Origin of the sequence: Polyangium fumosum, assembly GCF_005144585.1 — a bacterium.
Taxonomy (GTDB): domain Bacteria; phylum Myxococcota_A; class Polyangia; order Polyangiales; family Polyangiaceae; genus Polyangium; species Polyangium fumosum.
In genome coordinates, this window is sequence record NZ_SSMQ01000045.1 from 87,754 (window position 1) to 106,664 (window position 18,911).

At 71.5% G+C, this 18,911-nt stretch carries 13 protein-coding genes; 11 read left to right on the forward strand and 2 right to left on the reverse strand.

Features of this window, described 5'->3' with window-relative positions; genetic code table 11:
* Positions 1–16 precede the first annotated feature (16 nt).
* From E8A74_RS33870 to E8A74_RS33880, 3 genes are read left to right on the forward strand one after another with little or no spacing between them, the layout of a single operon-like run.
* Positions 17–1,210: an acyl-CoA dehydrogenase family protein gene (locus E8A74_RS33870; protein ID WP_232379877.1), complete on the forward strand. Its 1,194-nt coding sequence runs from the start codon at positions 17–19 to the stop codon at positions 1,208–1,210.
* Positions 1,211–1,217: 7 nt separating this feature from the next.
* Complete coding sequence (locus E8A74_RS33875) at positions 1,218–1,547, forward strand: hypothetical protein (RefSeq protein WP_136933242.1); 330 nt, start codon at positions 1,218–1,220, stop codon at positions 1,545–1,547.
* Between the two features lie 44 nt (positions 1,548–1,591).
* Positions 1,592–2,794: a hypothetical protein gene (locus tag E8A74_RS33880; RefSeq protein ID WP_136933243.1), complete on the forward strand. Its 1,203-nt coding sequence runs from the start codon at positions 1,592–1,594 to the stop codon at positions 2,792–2,794.
* Position 2,795: 1 nt separating this feature from the next.
* Here the strand turns inward: E8A74_RS33880 and E8A74_RS33885 are convergent, their stop codons facing one another.
* Positions 2,796–3,377: a hypothetical protein gene (locus E8A74_RS33885; protein WP_136933244.1), complete on the reverse strand. Its 582-nt coding sequence runs from the start codon at positions 3,375–3,377 to the stop codon at positions 2,796–2,798.
* A gap of 118 nt (positions 3,378–3,495) precedes the next feature.
* On the opposite strand from E8A74_RS33885, the gene E8A74_RS33890 reads away from it, so the two are divergent.
* The 5 genes from E8A74_RS33890 to E8A74_RS55670 are packed head-to-tail and all read left to right on the forward strand — an operon-like array spanning position 3,496 to position 14,218.
* The gene (locus E8A74_RS33890) at positions 3,496–4,749 is read left to right on the forward strand and encodes a serine/threonine protein kinase (RefSeq protein WP_136933245.1); all 1,254 of its coding nucleotides are present in this window, start codon (positions 3,496–3,498) and stop codon (positions 4,747–4,749) included.
* The gene (locus E8A74_RS33895) at positions 4,746–7,835 is read left to right on the forward strand and encodes a protein kinase (protein WP_136933246.1); all 3,090 of its coding nucleotides are present in this window, start codon (positions 4,746–4,748) and stop codon (positions 7,833–7,835) included. Before E8A74_RS33890 ends, E8A74_RS33895 begins: the two co-directional genes overlap by 4 nt.
* Complete coding sequence (locus E8A74_RS33900) at positions 7,832–10,192, forward strand: cyclic nucleotide-binding domain-containing protein (protein ID WP_232379878.1); 2,361 nt, start codon at positions 7,832–7,834, stop codon at positions 10,190–10,192. Before E8A74_RS33895 ends, E8A74_RS33900 begins: the two co-directional genes overlap by 4 nt.
* Before the next feature lie 17 nt (positions 10,193–10,209).
* A complete protein-coding gene (locus tag E8A74_RS33905; protein WP_136933247.1) occupies positions 10,210–12,609 on the forward strand; it encodes an NAD(P)-binding domain-containing protein in 2,400 nt (799 codons plus the stop codon).
* 58 nt (positions 12,610–12,667) lie between these two features.
* The gene (locus E8A74_RS55670; protein WP_136933248.1) at positions 12,668–14,218 is read left to right on the forward strand and encodes a vWA domain-containing protein; all 1,551 of its coding nucleotides are present in this window, start codon (positions 12,668–12,670) and stop codon (positions 14,216–14,218) included.
* A gap of 334 nt (positions 14,219–14,552) precedes the next feature.
* Here the strand turns inward: E8A74_RS55670 and E8A74_RS33915 are convergent, their stop codons facing one another.
* The gene (locus E8A74_RS33915) at positions 14,553–15,320 is read right to left on the reverse strand and encodes a hypothetical protein (protein WP_136933249.1); all 768 of its coding nucleotides are present in this window, start codon (positions 15,318–15,320) and stop codon (positions 14,553–14,555) included.
* A gap of 107 nt (positions 15,321–15,427) precedes the next feature.
* Here E8A74_RS33915 and mltG point away from each other — a divergent pair, with 107 nt between their 5' ends.
* The 3 genes from mltG to E8A74_RS33930 all read left to right on the forward strand — a co-directional run bounded on the left by mltG (position 15,428) and on the right by E8A74_RS33930 (position 18,732).
* Entirely contained in the window at positions 15,428–16,687 is a 1,260-nt protein-coding gene (gene mltG / locus E8A74_RS33920; protein ID WP_232379879.1) for an endolytic transglycosylase MltG, read from the forward strand.
* Positions 16,684–17,322 (forward strand): hypothetical protein, encoded by a 639-nt coding sequence (locus E8A74_RS33925; RefSeq protein ID WP_136933250.1) that lies wholly within the window; start codon positions 16,684–16,686, stop codon positions 17,320–17,322. Before mltG ends, E8A74_RS33925 begins: the two co-directional genes overlap by 4 nt.
* Before the next feature lie 87 nt (positions 17,323–17,409).
* Positions 17,410–18,732 (forward strand): hypothetical protein, encoded by a 1,323-nt coding sequence (locus E8A74_RS33930; protein WP_136933251.1) that lies wholly within the window; start codon positions 17,410–17,412, stop codon positions 18,730–18,732.
* Positions 18,733–18,911 lie beyond the last annotated feature (179 nt).

Consider the following 18,911-nt stretch of genomic DNA (forward strand, 5'->3'; position numbering starts at 1 on the left):
GAACGGAGAGGCGAGCATGAATTTCGAATTGGACCCGGGAATCGCCGAGCTTCGGCAGAAGGTGCGGGCGTTCGTCGAGGAGCGCGTCGTCCCGAGCGAAGCGAAGATCGTGGCCGAGGATCACGAGGGCAAACGCGAGACCTTGTCGCGGCTGCAAGCGGAGGCGAAGGCCGAGGCCCTATGGGTGCCGCATTTGCCGCCGGCGTACGGCGGGCGCGGGCTCGGCATCATGGGCATGTGCGCGCTGTTCCGCGAGATGGGCCGCTCGCCCGTGGGCGCGAAGGTGTTCAACTGCGACGCGCCGAACCAGGGCAACATGGATCTGCTGCTCGGCGTGGGCACCGACGCGATGAAGGAGCGTTATCTGCGCCCGCTCGCGGACGGCTTGATCACGAGCGCGTTTTGCATGACCGAACCCGCGCCCGGCGCCGGCGCGGATCCCTCGAATCTGCGCACCCGCGCCGAGCGCGACGGCAGCGGCTGGGTGATCACGGGGCGCAAGTGGTATTCGACGGGCGGAAGGGACGCCGCGTTCCTCATCCTGATGGCGCGGACGAGCGACGATCCGAAGGGCGGGGCGACGATGTTCCTCGTGGATCGGAATGCCCCGGGCGTGGAGTACGTGCGTGACATCCCGACGATGTCCGAGCCGCTGCTCGATCACCGCGAGGGCGAGCTCGCGTTCCACGGCGTGCGCGTCAGCGACGACGCGGTGCTCAAGGGCGTGGGCGAGGGGTTCCGGCTCGCGCAGCAAAGGCTCGTGCCGGCGCGCCTGACCCATTGCATGCGTTGGCTCGGCCTCGCCGATCGCACGCTCTCGATGTGCAAGGAGTACCTCGTGACGCGCGAGAGCTTCGGCAAGAAGCTCGCGCAACACCAGCTCATCCAGCAGAAGATCGCGCACCACGCGCTCGGGATCCACGCGGGCAACCTGATGACCTACCATTGCGCGTCGATGCTGGAGAAGGGGCTCGACAAGGAGTCGCGGCCGTACTCGTCGATGGCGAAGCTCCACGTGGCGCGGCTGCTCTGCGACGTGCTCGACGACGCGATCCAGATGCACGGCGGCCTCGGGTACAGCGAAGACGTGCCGTTCTCGGCCTGGTACCGCCATGCGCGGAGCGCGCGGATCGCGGACGGCCCGGACGAGGTGCACGAGGTCGTGATCGCCCGCGATTTCTTCACGCGTGGGCTCGAGCTCCTCGTGTAGGCAAGGCATGACCGGCAAGAAAAAGCCTCTCTCGGCCCGCGCGCAGCGCCGGGAAGCCGAGCGCGCCGCGGTCAAGCACGTGCGGGATCGCGAGCGCCTCGCCTCGCTCGAACCGGGCGGCTCGCCCGAGCGGCCGATCGCGATCACGAGCGCCTCCGAGGTCGAGGTCGCGGCGCGCGGGATGCCTTGCGCGCGTTGCAGCGGCGAGGTGCGCGTCGACGAACACCTCGCGGAGACGGTCGGGACGTCGCGGCTCCGCATCGCGCGTGTCGTCTGTCCGGCGTGCGGCGCGCGGCGGTCGATTTACTTCCGCCTCGGCGCGGGATTGCCCAATTGACGACGCTCGGCCTGGCCTACACTTGGCGGCTTGGAGGAGAGGTCATGAAAAGCCTACCATTCTCATCGCTCTTGCTGGGGCTCGCGCCGTTCGTCCTCGCTGCGTGCGGGGGAGGGGACGCGAGCCCGGAGAGCCCGGACGTCGGGCCGAGCGCGGCTTGTGTCGCGCTCGGTTGCGCGGCGGATCAAAAGATCTGCGTCGAGGACGGGGCCGGCGCGCGTTGCGAGGGGTGCCCGAGCGGCCAGCATGCTGCGTCCTCGGGGACGTGCGAAAAGCTCATCGGGACGCCGCTCGCGCATACCTTCGCCGAGTTCACCGTGGAGGCGGGCCAGGAGATCAAAGGGCTCTGCCAGAGCGTGACCCTCAACAACGCGACCGAGATCTGGGTCAACGCCGTCGAGCTTCGGCAGAACGAGTCCTCGCACCATTCCAACTGGACGTTCGTCCCTTCGGACAAGTTCGACGGCCCCGACGGTGTCTGGAAATGCGCGGAGCGGGACTACGATCAGGTCGCGGCCGCGCTCGTGGGCGGCGTCATCTACGCGCAATCGACGCAGACCGAGCGTGAGGTGCAGAAATTCCCGGACGGTGTGGCGGTCCGCATCCCGCCGTATTCACGCATCATCGGCGACGTCCACCTGCTCAACACCTCCCAGGCGCCCGTCACGGGCACGCTCACGCTCACGCTCTACGGCGTGCCGAAGGAGGAGGTGAAGCACAAGCTCACCCCGTTCCATCTCGACTACCACGGCCTCGCCATCCCGCCGCACGCGAAATCGCGTTTCTACGGGGAATGCGCGCTGGAGGGCCCGTTCGCGGCCTCGGGCAATACGTTCGACCAGAAGGTGTATTACATCCTGCCGCACACCCACGCGATGGCGAAGCGGTTCTTCCTGGAGATCCTCGGCGGCCCGCGCGACGGCGAGACGATCCTCGAGCTCTCGGCCTACAACGGGGAAGCGCACGGCCGCGTCTACGAGAAGCCGATCGACATGACGGGCGCGGAGGGCTACCGCTTCGGCTGCGAATACGACAACCCCCGCGACGAGACCGTGAGCTGGGGGTTCGGCGACCAGGAGATGTGCGAGCTGCTCGGGTTCGCCGAGGGGAACGTGGCCTTCGAGTCCGTGGTCTCGTCGGCGCAGGAGGTCGGCGCGGACGGTGATCTCCGGCTCTTCTCGGCCCCGTGCGTGACGTACGCGTTCCCGTGGGACCACGACAAACCGGGCGGCCCGCCGCCGCCCTGAGTCACTTCGCCGATTGCAACATCGTCCGGAACGCGTCGCGCGCGGCCTGCACGCTGTCGCTCGGGCCGGACATCTTGAAGAACCAGGTGCCCCGATCCGGGGTCTTCACGGCCGCGCCGACGAGCCGGAAGTTCTCCTTCACCATCTGCATCGCCGCGCGCTTCTTCGGGCCCACCGGCGGGCCGAGCGCGATCTTGTAGGTCCCCGCCACCTCGACCGTCTCGACCTTGAGCGCGCCCACGTCGAAGCTCTCCCGCTTGGCCTGCGCCCCCACATCCCCGTCGAACTGGCCGAACCACTCCTTGAACCGCTTCTCCGGGTCGCCCGCGGCGCCCGTGCCGAAGAAGAAGACCTCGATGTCGGCCTCCTCCTTGTCGTCGCCGGCCTTCGTCGTCTTGTAGGCGGCCTTCTTCGGCCCGTTCTTGGGCGGATCCTGCACCGTCCAGGCTGCGGGCGTGGCCCACGCGAGGGGGGCGACGGTCGCCGTCTGCGGCCCCGCGGACGGGGGCGGGTCGGGCTCGGCGGGGCTCTTGGAGCAGGCGGCGAGCGAGAGGACGAGGAGGGTGGCGTACCGGGAAACCATGATAGACGTCGAAGGGGGCCCCTGGCCCATGGCTACACCATCCCGGGGAGATGCGCACGTCCTGTAAGTCCTCGGGGGGGGTCATCCGTAGGTAAGTCCGGCGGATCGGAGACGCGTGATGGAGCAGCTCGGTGATTACCTCGTCCGGCGCCTGGTCGGCGAGGGGGGGATGGGCAAGGTCTACGAGGGCGAGGAGCGCCTGTCGAAGCGGCGCGTGGCCCTCAAGGTCTTGCACCCCGAGCTCGCGAGGAGTGAGACGGGCCGCAAGCTCTTCGTGAACGAGATGCAGATCCTCGCGCACCTCGAGCATCCGAACGTGGTGCGGAGCCTGGCCAGCATCGAGGCGAACGGCCAGCTCGCGATGGTGCTCGAGTTCCTCGACGGCCGCACGCTCCGCACGGTGCTCGGCGAGGAAGGGCGGCTGCCCTGGGCCGAGGCGATCCGCATCGTCGCGGCCGTGGCCTCGGCGCTCTCCGCCGCGCACGGGCAGGAGCCGCCGATCATCCACCGCGATCTCAAGCCGGAGAACATCATGATCCTGACCGACGGCACGGTGAAGGTCATGGACTTCGGCATCGCCAAGATGCTCCAGGCGATGAACCAGACGAACACGCAGAGCGTGGGCACGCTCCAGTACATGAGCCCCGAGCAGATCGACGCGCGCACCATCGATCATCGCGCCGACCTCTACGCGCTCGGGCTCGTCTTCTACGAGCTGCTCGCGGGCAAACCGCCGTTCTCATCGGCCTCGCCGCGGCAGCTCTTGAACCTCCAGTGTACGGCCGAGCCGCCGCCGCTCGAAGCGGACGTGCGGAGCGGCTTGCCGAAGGGCGTCGAGCAGCTCGTCTTCCAGCTCCTCGAAAAAGCGCCGGAGGACCGGCCTTATTTCGCGCAGGACGTGGTCGACAGGCTCGAACCCTTCCAGGTCGCGGCGCCCGCGCCCGCGCGCACGAGCCCCGGCCGCATGAGCTCGCACGGCGCGACCACGCCGCACCAGAAATCCCCCACGCCCCGCACGATCCCCGAGGGGCCTGCGCCCTCCGACGAGGGCAAACCCGCGGCGCGATCGAGTGATCCGCGATCGGATCGGCAAAGCGACGAGGCGAAGGCCCCGCGGCGCGAGAACGCGGGCGCGGGCGCGCGCAAGGATACGATCGCGCTCGTCGATCAGGTGGATCAAGGGCGCGAGGTGCCGATGAAGGTCGCGGTCGGGATCATCGTGGGGCTCTCGCTGCTCGCGGGCCTCGGCGCGTACCTCGTGCGATCGACACAAGCCGCGGAGGATCCGGCCTCCACGGGCGCGCCCACGGCGACGGCCACGGCCACGGCCACCACGAAGAACACGGCGACGGGGAAGGTGCGGGGGCGATGATGAAACGCGCGCGCCCCGAGGCGAGCGGGATCGCGGCCGGCGCGCCGTTGCCGCCGCTCGGGCGCGCGTCGCGTTTCGCCTGCGAGGGCGGGCGCGAGCTCTTCCGGCTGCCCAGCTCGGACGAGGCTGCAGCGCGAAGGTTGCTCGGGTTCGGCGAGGCTTCCATCGGGGGCTTCACGCTCGGCGGCGTGGACGACGAGGGCGTGTGGATCGTGCGCCGGAAGCTCGGGACGAGCCTCGCGGAGCTCCTGCGCGAGCGGAAGGGGCCCTGGCCGTGGCGCGAGGCGCTCGGCATCACGCTCGCGGTCGCCGAGGGGCTCGCCGCGTGCGAGAAGGCGAGCCTCTTTCCGGGGCCGCTCTCGCTCGAAGGCGTGTACGTGGACGACGAGGGCGCCGTGGTCGTCGCGGCGCCGCGGCTCGTGGGCGCGATCCTCGGCGCGCAGGAGGGCGGATCCCGCGGTGGAACAGCGGAGATCTCGCCGCGCTGGACGCCGCCCGAGCAGGCCGCGGGGGCCGTGTGGGACAGCGCTGCGAATCGGTACGTGCTCGGGCTCTTGCTCTACCGGCTGCTCGCGGGCGAACACCCGTTTGCTGGCGCGGGCTTGCGTCACGCGCTCGACGAGGCTGCGCAACGCGAGGCGCCTCCGTTCGTGGACGCCGTGGCGCGCGCGCTCCCGACGGGCCTGCAGAGCCTTTGCTTGCGGCTCCTCGATCCAGAGCCGGCGAGGCGACCCGATCGCGCCGTGACCGTCACGCAGGAGCTCGGGCGTTTCCTTCGTGGCGAGAGCGCCTCCGCCGCGGCTCCGCGGCCCACGCGCGACCGCAAGCCCGCGGAGACCCGCGCGCGAACGGCGGACGACCCCCCGGGGGTCCCCGCGGAACGACCGGCCCCGGCGCAACGTGTTGCCGCCGCGGGAAAACCGAGCCCCGCGAAGAGCGCGTGGATCTCCGCGGGCCTGCCCATCGGCGCCGGCCTGCTCGTCGCGGCGTTCGCGTTCTCGCGCCTCGCGCCTGCGCCTGCGGAAGCGCCCAAGCAGGAGATCGCGCCCCTCACGCCCATCACCTCCGTCGGCACCACGAGTGAGGCCTGCGCCTCGTGCCATCCGCGCCAGGCTGCGGAGTGGCGCCGCTCGGTGATGGCGCACTCGGTGAAGAGCCCGCTCTTCAATGGCCTGGAGAGCCTCATCGAGGAGCAGGTCGGCCGCGACGAGGATTGCCCGAACGGCGCCGGCATCCTCCGCCGCGTCAATGCCTCGACCGCCTGCCGCAATCGCCAGAGTGGTGTGGCCGTGACCGGCTCGGGCGGCGAGCATTGGTGCGTCAATTGCCACAGCCCCGCCGAGAAGATCGAGCGCCCCTTGCCAGCGTGGGACGGCCGCGCCGGCGGTGATCCGACGACCCGCAAGCCCGTGCGTGATCTGCTCGGCGCGCAGGGCATCGAGGGCATTTCCTGCGTCTTCTGTCACACCGTGCACGGCCCCGTCGGCGGGCGCGGCGGCGGACGCGGCGGCTACGAGGGAAACCCCACCTGGACCTCGTTCGTCACGGGCGCCGTGTTTCCGGCCAGACCCGAGGACAACCGTGGCCTGTTCGGGATCGCGAACAGCGGCTACGATCTTCGGAACGAAGAGCTTTTCCTCGAAAATTCGCGCGCGCCGCGCCCCATCGCCTCTGCCTCGGCCGGAGCGCCCGACAGCATCGATCCCCTCGTCCACCGCCGCCCGAGCGAGCGCGCGGACGCCTACCTCCGCACGAGCGAGTTCTGCGGGAGCTGCCACGACGTGCGCCTCTTCGGCAGCGACGTCCTCGGCGTGCAAAAGGGCGAGCATTTCAAGCGCCTGCGCAACGCCTACTCCGAGTGGGCCGCCTGGGCCCGCGACGAGGAGCGGCGCGGGAAAACGCCCGCGACTTGCCAGGACTGCCACATGAGCACGTACCCCGGCGTCTGCGAGCCGGGCGCCCCTGCGAGCGGCGAGGCCGAGCCCGAATGCCCGCCCGGCTCCCATTTCGTCGCGCGCGCGCCCGGCGTGTTCCCGACGGGGCGATCGGCCGACAACTCGCCCAAGGCCACGAACGTCAGCACGCATTACTTCTCCGGCGTCGATCTCCCGCTCTCCGACGAGTTCCCCAATTCGCTCGTCGACGAGACCACGATCGACGCCCACGGCATCCCGCTCGGCGCGCGCCGCCGCCGCGACCTCCTCCTGCGTCACACCTTCCGCTTCGAGATCGACGGCGCCCGCCGGGGCGGCGCGGGGATCGAGATCCCGATCGTCGTCGAGAACGTGGGCGCAGGGCACCGCGTCCCGGCCGGCTTCAGCCAGGAACGCGAGTTCTGGGTGCACCTCGTCGTGCGGGATCGCGACGGCGGCGTCGTCTACGAGGTCGGCCGCGTGGGCCGGCCCGACGAGGATCTCCACGACAAAACCTTCGTCCGCGTGAACACGAACCCCTCGTCGCTCGACGAGCGCGGCCGCCCGCTCGGCCTCTTCGGCGCCGACGTGCGCGACGGCCCCGACGTCCCGCGCTGGTCTCCTCCGCCCGAGCGCGGCGGCACCTCGTTCCGCGGCAAGGGCCTCGTCAACTTCCAGAATGGTTTTTTGCGCTGCGTCCGCTGCATCGGCGTGATCGGCCCCGACGGGCGCTGCGAGCCCGGCCCGGGGCAAGGGTTTCTCCGGGCCGATCGCTTCGACGACGGCGACTACGACATCGACACGGGCGAGTGCCGCTCGAACCTCTCGCTCGATCACGCGCTCTTCGAGACGTACTTCCCCGTCGGCGCGCTCGACGCGTCGCGGGGCCAGGTGCGCGGGCCCGACGCCATCGTCGACACACGATCGCTGCCGCCGAACGTGCCCATTCGCTTCACGTACGACCTCGACGCCGGCGCGCGCCGGGGCCCCTTCCGCGTCGAGGCGCGCCTGCTCTTCCGCGCCTTCCCGCCCTTCTTGATCCGGGCCTTCGCCGGGTACGAGCGCGAGCAAGCGCGGCGCGGCCTGCGCCCGAACGGGCCGAACGTGACCGAGGACATGCTGCGCCGGCTGGAGATCGTCGAGCTCGCGCGTGTCGACGTGGAGGTTCCGTGACCTCGGGTTCGCCCGCGACCTCGGGGGAGCGCGCGGCGTGGCCGGCGGCGGTGTGGGAGGCGCCGGTGTTTCGGGGCCTCGACGCGCGCGCGCGCCGCGAGATCGAGGACGCGGGGCGCATGCTCTCGGTGGCCGAGGGCGAGGTCGTTTACCGCGCAGGAGCGGCGGCGCCCGCGTTTTACGTGGTCGCCGAGGGCATCGTCGCGCTCTCGGCCGTGCGTCGCGGCGAGGATCACGAGAGCGAGCTGCGCGTGGCGGGCAAGGGCGCCTCGTTCGGCGAGGAGGCGACGGCGTTCGGGGCGCGCAGCGCGACGGCCACCACGCGCGCATCATCGCGGCTCTGCGAGGTGCCGGCGCACGTCTTCCAGCGCGCGGCGGCGCGCAGCGGCAAGGCCGAGGTCGCCGAGCGGCTCGAGCGCATCCTGCGCCGCGCCGCCACGCGCGACTTGCTCCACACGATGGCCTTCGCCCGCGCGCTCGATCCCGAGGACGTCGACGTCCTGCTCGACGCGGCCCGCTACCAGCGCTTCGAGCGCGGGCAGCCTGTCTACCGCGAAGCGGACCCCTCGACGGACCTCTTCCTCGTCGCGGACGGGATGATCCAGATCCAGACCGACGACGGCGAGCGCCTGCGCGTCCGCGCCTACCTCGGCCGCGGCGATTTTTTCGGCGACGCGGAGATCGAAGCCGGCACGCCGCGCCTCTCCAGCGCCGTCGCGAGCGGCCCGTCGCTGCTCATCGCCGTCGACGCGCGCACGTTCCGCGGCATCACGGCGCGCCATCCGGATCTCTTCGGCGCGCTCCGGCGCATCGCGCTCGATCAGCAGGCATCCCAGCGCGCCGTGATCGGCCGCTCCGCGGAGAACGCCACGCAGCACGCCTTCCGTGATCTCTACCGGCTCAAGGTCGCGCGATCGCTGCTCGTCATCGACCTCGAGACCTGCGTGCGTTGCGGGCATTGCGCGTGGGGATGCGCGGAGATGCACGGAGAGGCGCGGATCGTGCGGCGCGGCGACAAGATGGTCGCGCGCGCCCTTGCGCGATCCGAGGCGCCGCGCAGCTTGCTCCTGCCGAACTCGTGCCAGCACTGCGCGAACCCGAGCTGCATGATCGACTGCCCCACGGGCGCGATCGGCCGCGAGCCCGACGGCGAGGTCTTCATCCGCGAGGCGCTCTGCACGGGCTGCGGCGCGTGCGCCAAGGCCTGCCCCTGGGACAACATCCAGATGGCCGCCCGCCCGGCCGCGACGCCGCGCCCCGCGGGCGGCGCCTACCCCGACGTCGCCGTGAAATGCGACCTCTGCCGCGGCTACGAGGGCCCCGCCTGTGTGCAGGTGTGTCCGACCGGCTCGATCTTCCGCATGAACCCGAGCGAGGAGCTCGCCGACGTGCGTGACATGGGGTTCGGGGCGGAGGGCGCCGCAGGGCGACCCGGAGCCCCGAGCGTCAACCCGCTGCTTGGCGGATCCACGGCCCGCGCCGAGGTGCAGAAACAAGGCGCGAGCGCGGCCGGCCTCGTCGCGGGCGGCGCGATCGCGGGCGCGGCCGTCGGCGTGGTCGGCATGATCATGCACGCGCGGGGGCTCTGGCGGGCGGACGCGGGCCTCGGCGCCGCGGCGGGCCTCCTCGCGGCCGCGGGGTTCGTCCTGCTCGTCCTCTACGCCGTGCCGAAGCGCCTCGTGCGCCTGTGGATGCGCAAGCGCGCGGGCGACGAAGCGACCGAGCCGCGCACGCCCGTCGCGTCCCGTGTTCGTCCGCAGCTCGCGATACATCTCGCGCTTGGCCTCGTCACGACGGGCCTCGTCATCGCACACGCGCCGATGTCCCCGATCGCCCCGTCCACGGCGGGCGGCGCGCTCCGGCTCGTCTTCCTCGCGAGCGCGCTCGTGGGCGGCTTCTCGGCGCTCGCGTACGCCTTCCTCCCGCGCCGCATGGCCCGCATCGAGCGCTCGGCCGCGCTGCCCGAGGACTTCGCCGCCGCGCGCAGGGATCTCGTCGACAGGCTGTATCGCGAGGTGAGCGGCAAGAGTGATCTCGTGAAAAAGATCTTCGACAAGATCCTCGTGCCCTTCGCGATGAGCTCCGTGGGGCCGCTCCTCCTGCTCGTGTCCGGCAGGACGCTGCGGCAGGAGGAAGAGGTCTTGCGGGCCCGGATCGAGCGGGTCCTCGAAGGGCGCGGCAAGGAGCGGCTCGCGGGCCTCGACGGGCTCGTGCGGATCGTCGTGGAGCTCCGCGCGCTGCCGGCGCAGAGGCTCCTCCTTCGGCTGCTCCGCGTGGGGCTCCCGCTCCACATCCTGACGTTCGGCATGGCGATGGCGCTGCTCGTGGTGCACGTGGCGGCCGTGATGAAGCGGTGAGGGGAGGCGATCCTTCGATGGCCGAGCGTGATCGCAGGGACGAACCATCCGCCGGCAAACCTCCCGCCGCGTTGCCCACGCTCTACGCGTCGCCCCTCGGGGACGCCCGGGATCGTGCCGCCGTCCCGCGCGAGCTCGCCCGAGGCCGCGCCGCCAAGCGGGCCGAAAAGACCTCCGACGTCACCCGCTTCCGCGGCGTCCTCACCGCCACGGTCGTCGCCGCCGCCGCCGCGGGCCTCTCGGCCTTCCTCGTCCCGCCCCCCGGCGGCCACGCCTCGCCCGGACCGCTCTCGCGCCCGCATGCGCGCGCCGAGAGCGTCACCTGCGCGAGCTGCCACGGCACCGCCGCGGCCGAAAAACGCCCCAACGAAGCCTGCGCCACCTGCCACGGCGCCCACGCGCCGCGCCGCCGCCCCCACGAGCGCCTCTTCAAATCCGGCGCCATGCGCTGCTCGACCTGCCATCCCATCCACCAGGCCGATCAGGGCGTCGCCTTCGTCCCCGGCGAGCCTCCGATCCGCTTCGCCCCCGGCGTCGAGCGTGTCCTCGACGACGCGCCGCCCGCGCACATCCAGGCCACGGTCCCCATCGTCACGGCCGCGAGCTGCAAGGGCTGCCACGACCCGCGCTCCCCGCGGGATCCCATCTCCCGCTGCTTCGCCCCCGGCACGGAAAAACTCGGCCCCGACAAGCCGTCCCTCTGCTTCGACGAGCATTTTTACGGTGGGGGGCTCCGGTCGGACCGCGATGCGGTCCTTCCTCTTTACGGTGGGGGGCTCCGGTCGGACCGCGATGCGGTCCTTCCTCTGCCCCCCACGCCCCCCGCGCCCCCCGCGCGCGCGGGCGGTGGGCCTCGTTCCGGCGGTGTCTGCGCCGCCCAGCACGGCGAGGACAGGCACGTCGCCTGGGACGCCGCGCGGGATGTCGCCCTCGCCGTCCCCAAGCTCGATCGCCCCGCGACGAGCGCGCTCGCGTGGCTCTGGCTCGGCACCGGCACGCTCGCGTTTGCCCTCACGCTCGGCCTCGTCCGCGGCTCGGGCGCCCTCCGCGCGCGCCGCCGCAAGGCCCAGGACAAGCCCCAGGCCGCCGAGGCCCTCCTCAAGCCGCAGACCCGCGTCCGCCTCCCGCAGATCGACACCCAGACCTGCCTCGGCTGCTACGCCTGCGTCGACGCTTGCCCCTACGACGTGCTCGAGGTCCAGAAGTACGTCGCCGTCGTCGTGCGCCCCGAGGCCTGCTGCGGCCTCACGCTCTGCGAGCAACGTTGCCCGAACGGCTCGCTCCGCATCACCGACGGCGACACCATCGGCGACCGCCCGCGCATCGACGACGCCCTCCAGAGCCTGGACACCCCCGGCCTCTTCCTCGCCGGCGACGTGACGGGCCTGCCGCTCATCAAAAACGCGATCCTCCACGGCGCCCACGCCGTCGAGAAGATCGCCGCGGGCCTCGCAGCAGAAGGCGCCTGGACGGGCGGAGGCGAGCGCCCGAAGGACCTCGTCATCGTGGGCGCGGGCCCCGCGGGCATCAGCGCGGCCCTCCGCGCGAAGGAGCTCGGCCTCTCGTTCGAGGTCATCGAGCAAGGCTCGGTCGCGCAGAGCATCCGCAGCTTCCCCCGCGGCAAGCTCGTCTTCGATCAGCCCCTCGACCTCCCCCTCACGGGCAAGCTCTGGCTGAAGGAATCCACCAAGGAAGAGCTCCTCTCGCACTGGATGCGCATCATCCGCAAGGAAGACCTCCCGATCCGGCAGGACACGCGCATGACGGCCGTCTCCCGCGAGGCCGACGGCAAGCTCTTCCGTGTCAGCACCGAGTCAACGCTTGGGGGGTCCGCTCCGCGAGCGGAGCTTCCCCCCCAAACCCCCCGCGAAGGCGGGCCGCCGCGGGACATCCTCGCCCGCCGCGTCCTCTTGGCCATCGGCCAGCGCGGCACACCCCGCCGGCTCCCCATCGAACTCTCGCCCGAGGTCGAGGCCCGCGTGTTTTACCACCTCGCCGACGCCCGAAGCTTCGAAGGCAAACGGATCCTCGTCGTCGGCCTCGGCGACGTCGCCATGGAGATCGCCGTCGCCCTCGCCCGCCAGCCCGGCACCACGGTCACCGTCCTCCACCGCGGCCCCACCTTCACGCGCGGCAAGTCGCGCAACATCGACGAGGTCAAGCGCATGCACGCCGCCGGCCGCCTGAGCCTGCGCTTCGAGACCGAGATCGCGGCCCTCGACCCGGACGCCGCCACCCTGCGCGCCCGCGGCAAGGACGACGAGCGCGTCCCCTACGACGCCGTCTTCGTCCTCATCGGATCCATCCCCCCCTGGGACACCCTGAAGGCCTGCGGGGTCCGGGTGGCCGCCGAAGCGCACCTCGGACCAGATCGTTCCCCCTCGATCTTCGTCCAAGGACCCACCGCCGCACCGTAAGCTCGTCCCCGCGAGCACCGTTGTTGCAGGCGCCGATGCTCGATACCCGGAGAGAGCCATGAAATCGTCCCGCGTCGCCGTCCTCGCCTTCGCAGGCATGCTGCTCACGAGCTTTTCCGTCTACTCGTTCACCCCCCCCGGCGGCCTGCCGTCCTCGCCCGAGCCCACCATCGGCGCCGAGGTGACCGAAGAAAATTCCACGACCGAGAAGGCCATCGACGCGACGAACCAGGCCGAAATCGCCCACTTCACCGCAGGCTCGACCGTGATGATCGACGGGCGCATGGGTCACCCGAAGATCCTCGAGAATGCCCGCGGCGAGACGTTCCTCATGCTCGAAGCCCGCGCAAACGCGGGCGATCGCGCGCAAGCCGCGCCCCAGGTGAACCTCTCCATCGTCATCGACCGCTCCGGCTCGATGAAAGGCACCCGCCTCCGCAACGCCATCAACGCCGCGATCGGCGCCGTCGAGCGCCTCCACGACGGCGACATGGTCTCGGTCGTCACGTTCGACACGCGCACCGAGGTCGTCGTCCCCGCCGTCGTCATCGGCCCCTCGACCCGCAGCTCGGTCGTCTCGTCGATCTCCGGCATCACGCTCGGCGGCGACACCTGCATCTCCTGCGGCATCGAGACCGCGATGGCCGAGATGAACCGCGCGAGCGACGGCCGCATCAGCCGCATGATCGTCCTCAGCGACGGCGACGCAAACCACGGCCTGAAAGACGTCCCCGGCTTCCGCAGCCTCGCGCAACGCGCCCGCGACCGCGCCATCGGCATCTCCACGGTCGGCGTGGACGTCGATTACAACGAAAAAATCCTCTCCGCGCTCGCCGTCGAATCCAACGGCCGGCACTATTTCGTGGAAAACGACGCCGCGCTCGCCCGCGTCTTCGAAGGCGAAGCCGAGGCCCTCACGCAAGCCGTCGCGAGCGGCGCCGAGGTCGACATCGATCTCGCCCCCGGCGTGGAGCTCGATCGCGTCTTCGACCGCTCCTTCCGGCGCAGCGGCAACCGCGTCACCGTCCCGCTCGGCACCTTCAGCGGCGGCGACGTGAAGACCGTGCTCATCAAGCTGCGCGTCCCCTCGAACGCGAAGGGCGAGCTCGCCGTCGCGTCCGTCGACATGCGCTACAAGGATCTCGTCAAGAACGAGGACGGCCGCTGCAGCGGCAAGCTCGGCGTCGAGGTGGTCGAAACGGACGCGAGTGCTCTCGACGCCGTCGTCGCCGGCCGCGTGAACCGCAGCGAGACCGCCTCCGCACTCGAAGAGGCAAACCGCCTGTTCGAGCAAGGCAAGGTCGCCGAAGCCCGCCGCCGCATCGAGAGCCGCGAGCAAGCCCTGCGCGACTCCGCCGCGAAGGCCAAGACCGACGCCCCCGCCGCCCGCGCCGCCGACGTCGCCTCCGACTTCGACCGCCAGCTCGCCGTCGTGCAACAAGCACAATCCGGCTTCGCCGCGGCCCCGGCCGTCGCCGCCGCCCCAGATCCCGCAGGCCCCTTCGCCACGCCGCCTCCCGCAGCAGCCCCGATCGCCCCCACCGAGTCCCGTCAGGGCCGCAAGGCCGTCCGCTCGAACCAGGAAGCCGCGACGAACATGGGCTTCTGACGGGACGCCGGGGTTTCACCCCGGACCCCGACCAGGGGCTGTCCGCCCCTGGACCCGGACCAGCCAGGGGCTGGACCCAAGCTCGATGAACTGCGCTCCGCGCAGTTCATCGAACAGGCCCGGTGAAGACCAGCAACGATCCTGCCAACCAAGACAGCCGCGCTGCTGGTTCGGCTGGCACCCCGGCTCCTTCGTCGGCCTGTTTGAAAAACTGCGCGGAGCGCAGTTTTTCAACCCTGGGTCCAGCGCCTCGCTGGTCCGGGGTCGAGGGGGCGGACAGCCCCCCGCGGGGACCGGGGCGGAGCCCCGGGCGTGGCGTGCATGGCCCGTAGGCTCAGCCGTCGGCGCCCGTCTCCGCCCGCGTCGCCGCCATCTCGAACTCGTTCGTTTCGCCCGGCTGACGCTGCGAGGGCCGCACGCGCCCCGCCAGCTCCTCCAGATCCGCCAGCGCGAACGTCGACGAAAGGACCGCCGCCCCGCGGCTGAACGCGCGATCGTTCGCCTCCATCGCCGCCCGCTTCTGCCGCAACGTCGCCTCGGCCTCGCGTGCCTCGCGCGCCACCGCCGCGAGCGCCTTCTCCAGCGGCGGTAGCTCGAGCTCGAGCTCTTCGGCAAAAGCCTCCCGATCGAGCGAGAGCCCCCGCCGCCGCGGCGCCGGCAGCCGCACCGACTCGTCGCGCAGCGCATCCAGCACCGAACGCCCGATATTCGCGAGCACCGAAGGATCCGTCGGCACCGCCTCCAGGAGGTGCAGCCTCGGCAGCCCCGCCATCCCGCACGTCGTCTCCACCGCCGCGCGCAGATCCACCAGGATCCGCCGCACCTTCTCGACCGCCTCGTCCCGCGCCTTGCGAGGCGCCGCGTCGTCGGCGAGCTCCCGCTCGTGGGCCGCATCGGCGCGCACGAGCGCCTCGTTCTCCGTCGCGATGAGCCTGCCAACGAGGCGCAGGAAGAGCCCCACGTCCGGCATGTCCTCGTCGGGCCGGAGGTGCGGCGAGAGCAGCTCGGCGACACGTCCCGCCACCTCGTTTGCGTGCGTGTGCGCTGCCGCGGTCACGGCGCGCGCGGACTTCTGCCGATCGGTGACGGCCTTGGATGCCATGCGGGGAAAGGACCTCCTCGACCGCGGCATCATGGCCCTCGGAGGCGCCCCGTGGCAACGTTCGGCTTGACGCCCTTCGGCGTTTGATGCTTTGCACGGGTCCTGCCGTGCCCACGAGAGCCCCGTCTTCCCCCGGGCGTCGCCGCCGCCGCGCCTCGCCCCCAGCGCCCTCCGAGGCCGGCGCCTCGTCCCCGTCGTCGCTGCCGCCCTCGCCCAAAAAGCCCCGCGCGCCCCGCACCCCCCGCGGCCGCCTCTCGCCCCGCGGCCGCGCAGCCCTCTTCGCGATCGCGGGCGCCGTCAGCACGGTGGGCCTCGCGCTCCTCGCCCTCGTCCTCGGCTACGGCCACCTGCACGCCCCGGACGCGGGCACGACGGTCGAGCTCGACTGGCCGGCCGGCCTCGACAGCGACGAGGCCGCAGCCCTGCTCGCCCGGCACGACCTCGTCCGCAACGAGGGCGCCATGGCCATGTTCCTGCGCACGACCGGCGGCACGGGCGCGTTCGTCCCCGGCCCGCACCTCCTGCCGCAGGGCCTCGACCCCTGGGATCTGCGTCACCTCCTCGAACGCTCGTCGAAGCGCCCCACCACGCGCGTCACCATCCCCGAGGGCTACCACCGCTTCGACATCGCGACCCGCCTCGAAAAACTCCGCGTCGCGGGCAAAAACGCCTTCCTCCGCGCGAGCGCCGACCCGCTCCTGCTCGACGAGCTCGGCATCGAGCGCAAGGGCGCGCTCGGGGTCGAGAGCGCCGAGGGATATCTTTTCCCGGCGACCTACGATTTCCCGCTCGACACCGATCCCAAAGAGATCGTCCGCCGCCTCGTCACGGAGGCCGATCGCCGCTGGGCCGCGCTCGCGACGCAACACGCCGCGGGCTTCGCGTCGCTCCGCAATACGCTCGGGTATGGCCGCCGCGAGATCCTGATCCTCGCCTCGATCGTCGAGAAAGAGGCGGTCCAGGCCGACGAGCGCCCGCTCATCGCGAGCGTCTTCTTGAACCGCCTGCTCGACCCCACGTTCAAGCCGAAACGCCTGCAATCCGATCCCACGGCGTCGTACGCTTGTTTCTCCGAGCCTGACGTCGTCCCGGCCTGCGCCGGCTTCACGGGCAAGATCACCCCGGCCATCAACCGGGACGCGAAGAATCGATACAGCACGTACGTGAACGACGGATTGCCGCCCGGTCCCATCGCGAACCCCGGCGCTCCGTCCATCGAGGCCGTGCTCGCGCCCGCGGCGACGAAATACCTCTATTTCGTGGCCAAGGGAGGCGGCCGTCACACCTTCAGCGAGGCGCTCGACCAGCACAACGAGGCCGTCCGCAAGCTCCGCGCGACCTCGCCGAGCGCCGAGAGACCCGAATGAACCCCCCCGATCGAAAGCGCCAAACCTTCGTCTCGAAAACCGCCCTGCGGCTCGCATGTCTCGTCGCCGCGCCGCTGCTCGTGGCCTGCTCGGGCGCCACCGCCCCCGACGGCTCGGCGCCGGCCCCGACGACCACGACAGCCGCCGCGCCCGCGTCCGCGTCCGCCTCCGCCGCCGCGCCCGCGCCCGACGCGCCTGCGTCGGCTTCCGCCGCGCCCGAGCCTGTCGCATCGGCCTCCGCGTCCGCCTCCGCCTCCGCCGCGGCCCCGGAAGCGCCGCCGCCCGAGGCCACGCCGCTCCCGGCCGTGAAGGTCAAGAACATCGGAATGCACATCGGCGGCGGCCCGAACGACGACGCCACGAAGGCGCCCTTCAACCGCTCGGTCGAGCCCCATTTCGACGAGCTCCGCCGCTGCTTCGCCAAGGTCGAGGACCCAAAGAAGGGCGGCGATTTCGGCGTCGACCTCCTCGTCGACGGCAAGGGCGGCAAGGCCCAGGTCTCGCACCCCCGCACCGCCCTCAAAGGGGAGGGGTTCGTGCCTTGTGTCGTCGGCGTCTTCGAAGCCATCGAATTTCTGAAGCCGAAGGGCGGCAAGAAAACGATGGTCAGCTACTCGATTCGCTTCACGCCCTGACGGCGCGGTCGCGCCCGCGCTTGTCGTGCCTCGCCTTCGCGGCATACTCCCCGCCGCGTTCCACCCTTCTTCTGCGAGGTCTTCGACATGCGCTTGCTTTCACGATCGGCGGTTCTCCGTTCGGCCCTCCTCTTCGGGGGCCTCGTCTCGTCGGCCGCTCTCGGCCCGCTTGCCTGCGCGGCGAGCAACGAGACGCCCAGCCCCGGAGGCGAGGGGGGCGACGGCGCCCAAGGCGGGTCCGGCGGCGCAGGCGGCACGATGGTGGGCACCGGAGGGGCCGGCGGATCGGGCGGCGAAGGCGGGATGATTGCCGGATCCGGGGGCGCAGGCGGGTCGGGCGGCAACGGCGGCGGCGGCAGCGGGGGAATGGGCGGCGGGCAAAACGGCTCCGCGACGAAGATCGTGACCGTGTTCGGCGGGGGCAGCACCCTCCTCGCATCCGAATCGGATCTCGCATCCGGAGCGAAGAAGTCGACGCCCTGGCAGGACCAGACGCTGGACGCGATCGCCCTCGCCTCCGACGGCACGGGCATGGGCCTCTGCGTGATCCGATCGAGCGCGACAGGCGAGCTGCGCGTGGCCACGTATTCGGGCGAAGCGTGGACCCCCGGAGCCGGCCAACCCGTGCCGGCGCTGGAGGCAGGCCTCGCGAGCCAGGGCGGGCCGCAGCTCGCGGGGGCCGCGGGCATTTCGCACCTGGTCTACAAGGGCACGGACGGGTTTTATTATTACGGCCGCCGTCAGGCCGACGCCTGGGTAAGCAAAAAGGAGGCGATCACCGCAGGCGGCACGCACTCGTCCGGCCCGAGCGCGCCCGCCGTGGCAGCCCTCGGCAACGCACCCGTGATCGCATTCGTCGGCGCAGACGGGACCTTTTACGATCAATCGAGGAGCGGCGGCGCCTGGTCCGCCGCCACGCCGCACCCCATCGCCGGCAAGGCCGCGGCCGTGACGCCCGGCCTCGCCGCGCTCGACGACGGCCCGCAACTCGTCGCCGTCTTCGCAGCCGAGGGCGGCAACCTGCACTGGCTCATGCGCCAGAACGGCGTGTGGACGAGCCCCCAGCCCATCGAAGGCGCCTCCTCCCTCGATCAGCCCATCCTCGCCCCCCTGCCGGAAGGCGGCGCGATGCTCGCCTACCGCGGCACCGATCAGCGTCTCCACACGGCACGGCTCTCCACCGGCGACACGCCCACCTGGTCCCTCCCAACACAAGGCGCAGGCGACAAGAACCCGATCCTCCTCGCCCCCCCCGCCCTCACACGCGGCGGCAAAGGCGCCGAAGCCGAAATGATCTACGCCGACAACCTGAACACCGTCTACGCGACCCGTCTCGTCAACGGCACATGGCTCCCCCCCACCTTCGCAGGCAGCGCCTCAGGTCGGGTCGCGATTGCCACGCTGCCCTGAGGCGCGGAGCTGGGGCGTCGCCCCAGACCCCACCCGGGGCTGAGCATTGGTTCCATCTCCGATCGGTACATTCCCCCCCTCTGACGACATTTAGCGAGGGAGATGTTGGATGCAGAGGTGGCCTCGTCGGCGGAAGCGTGGGCACAGGAGGAGTTCGGGCATGCGGACCTTGGAGACAA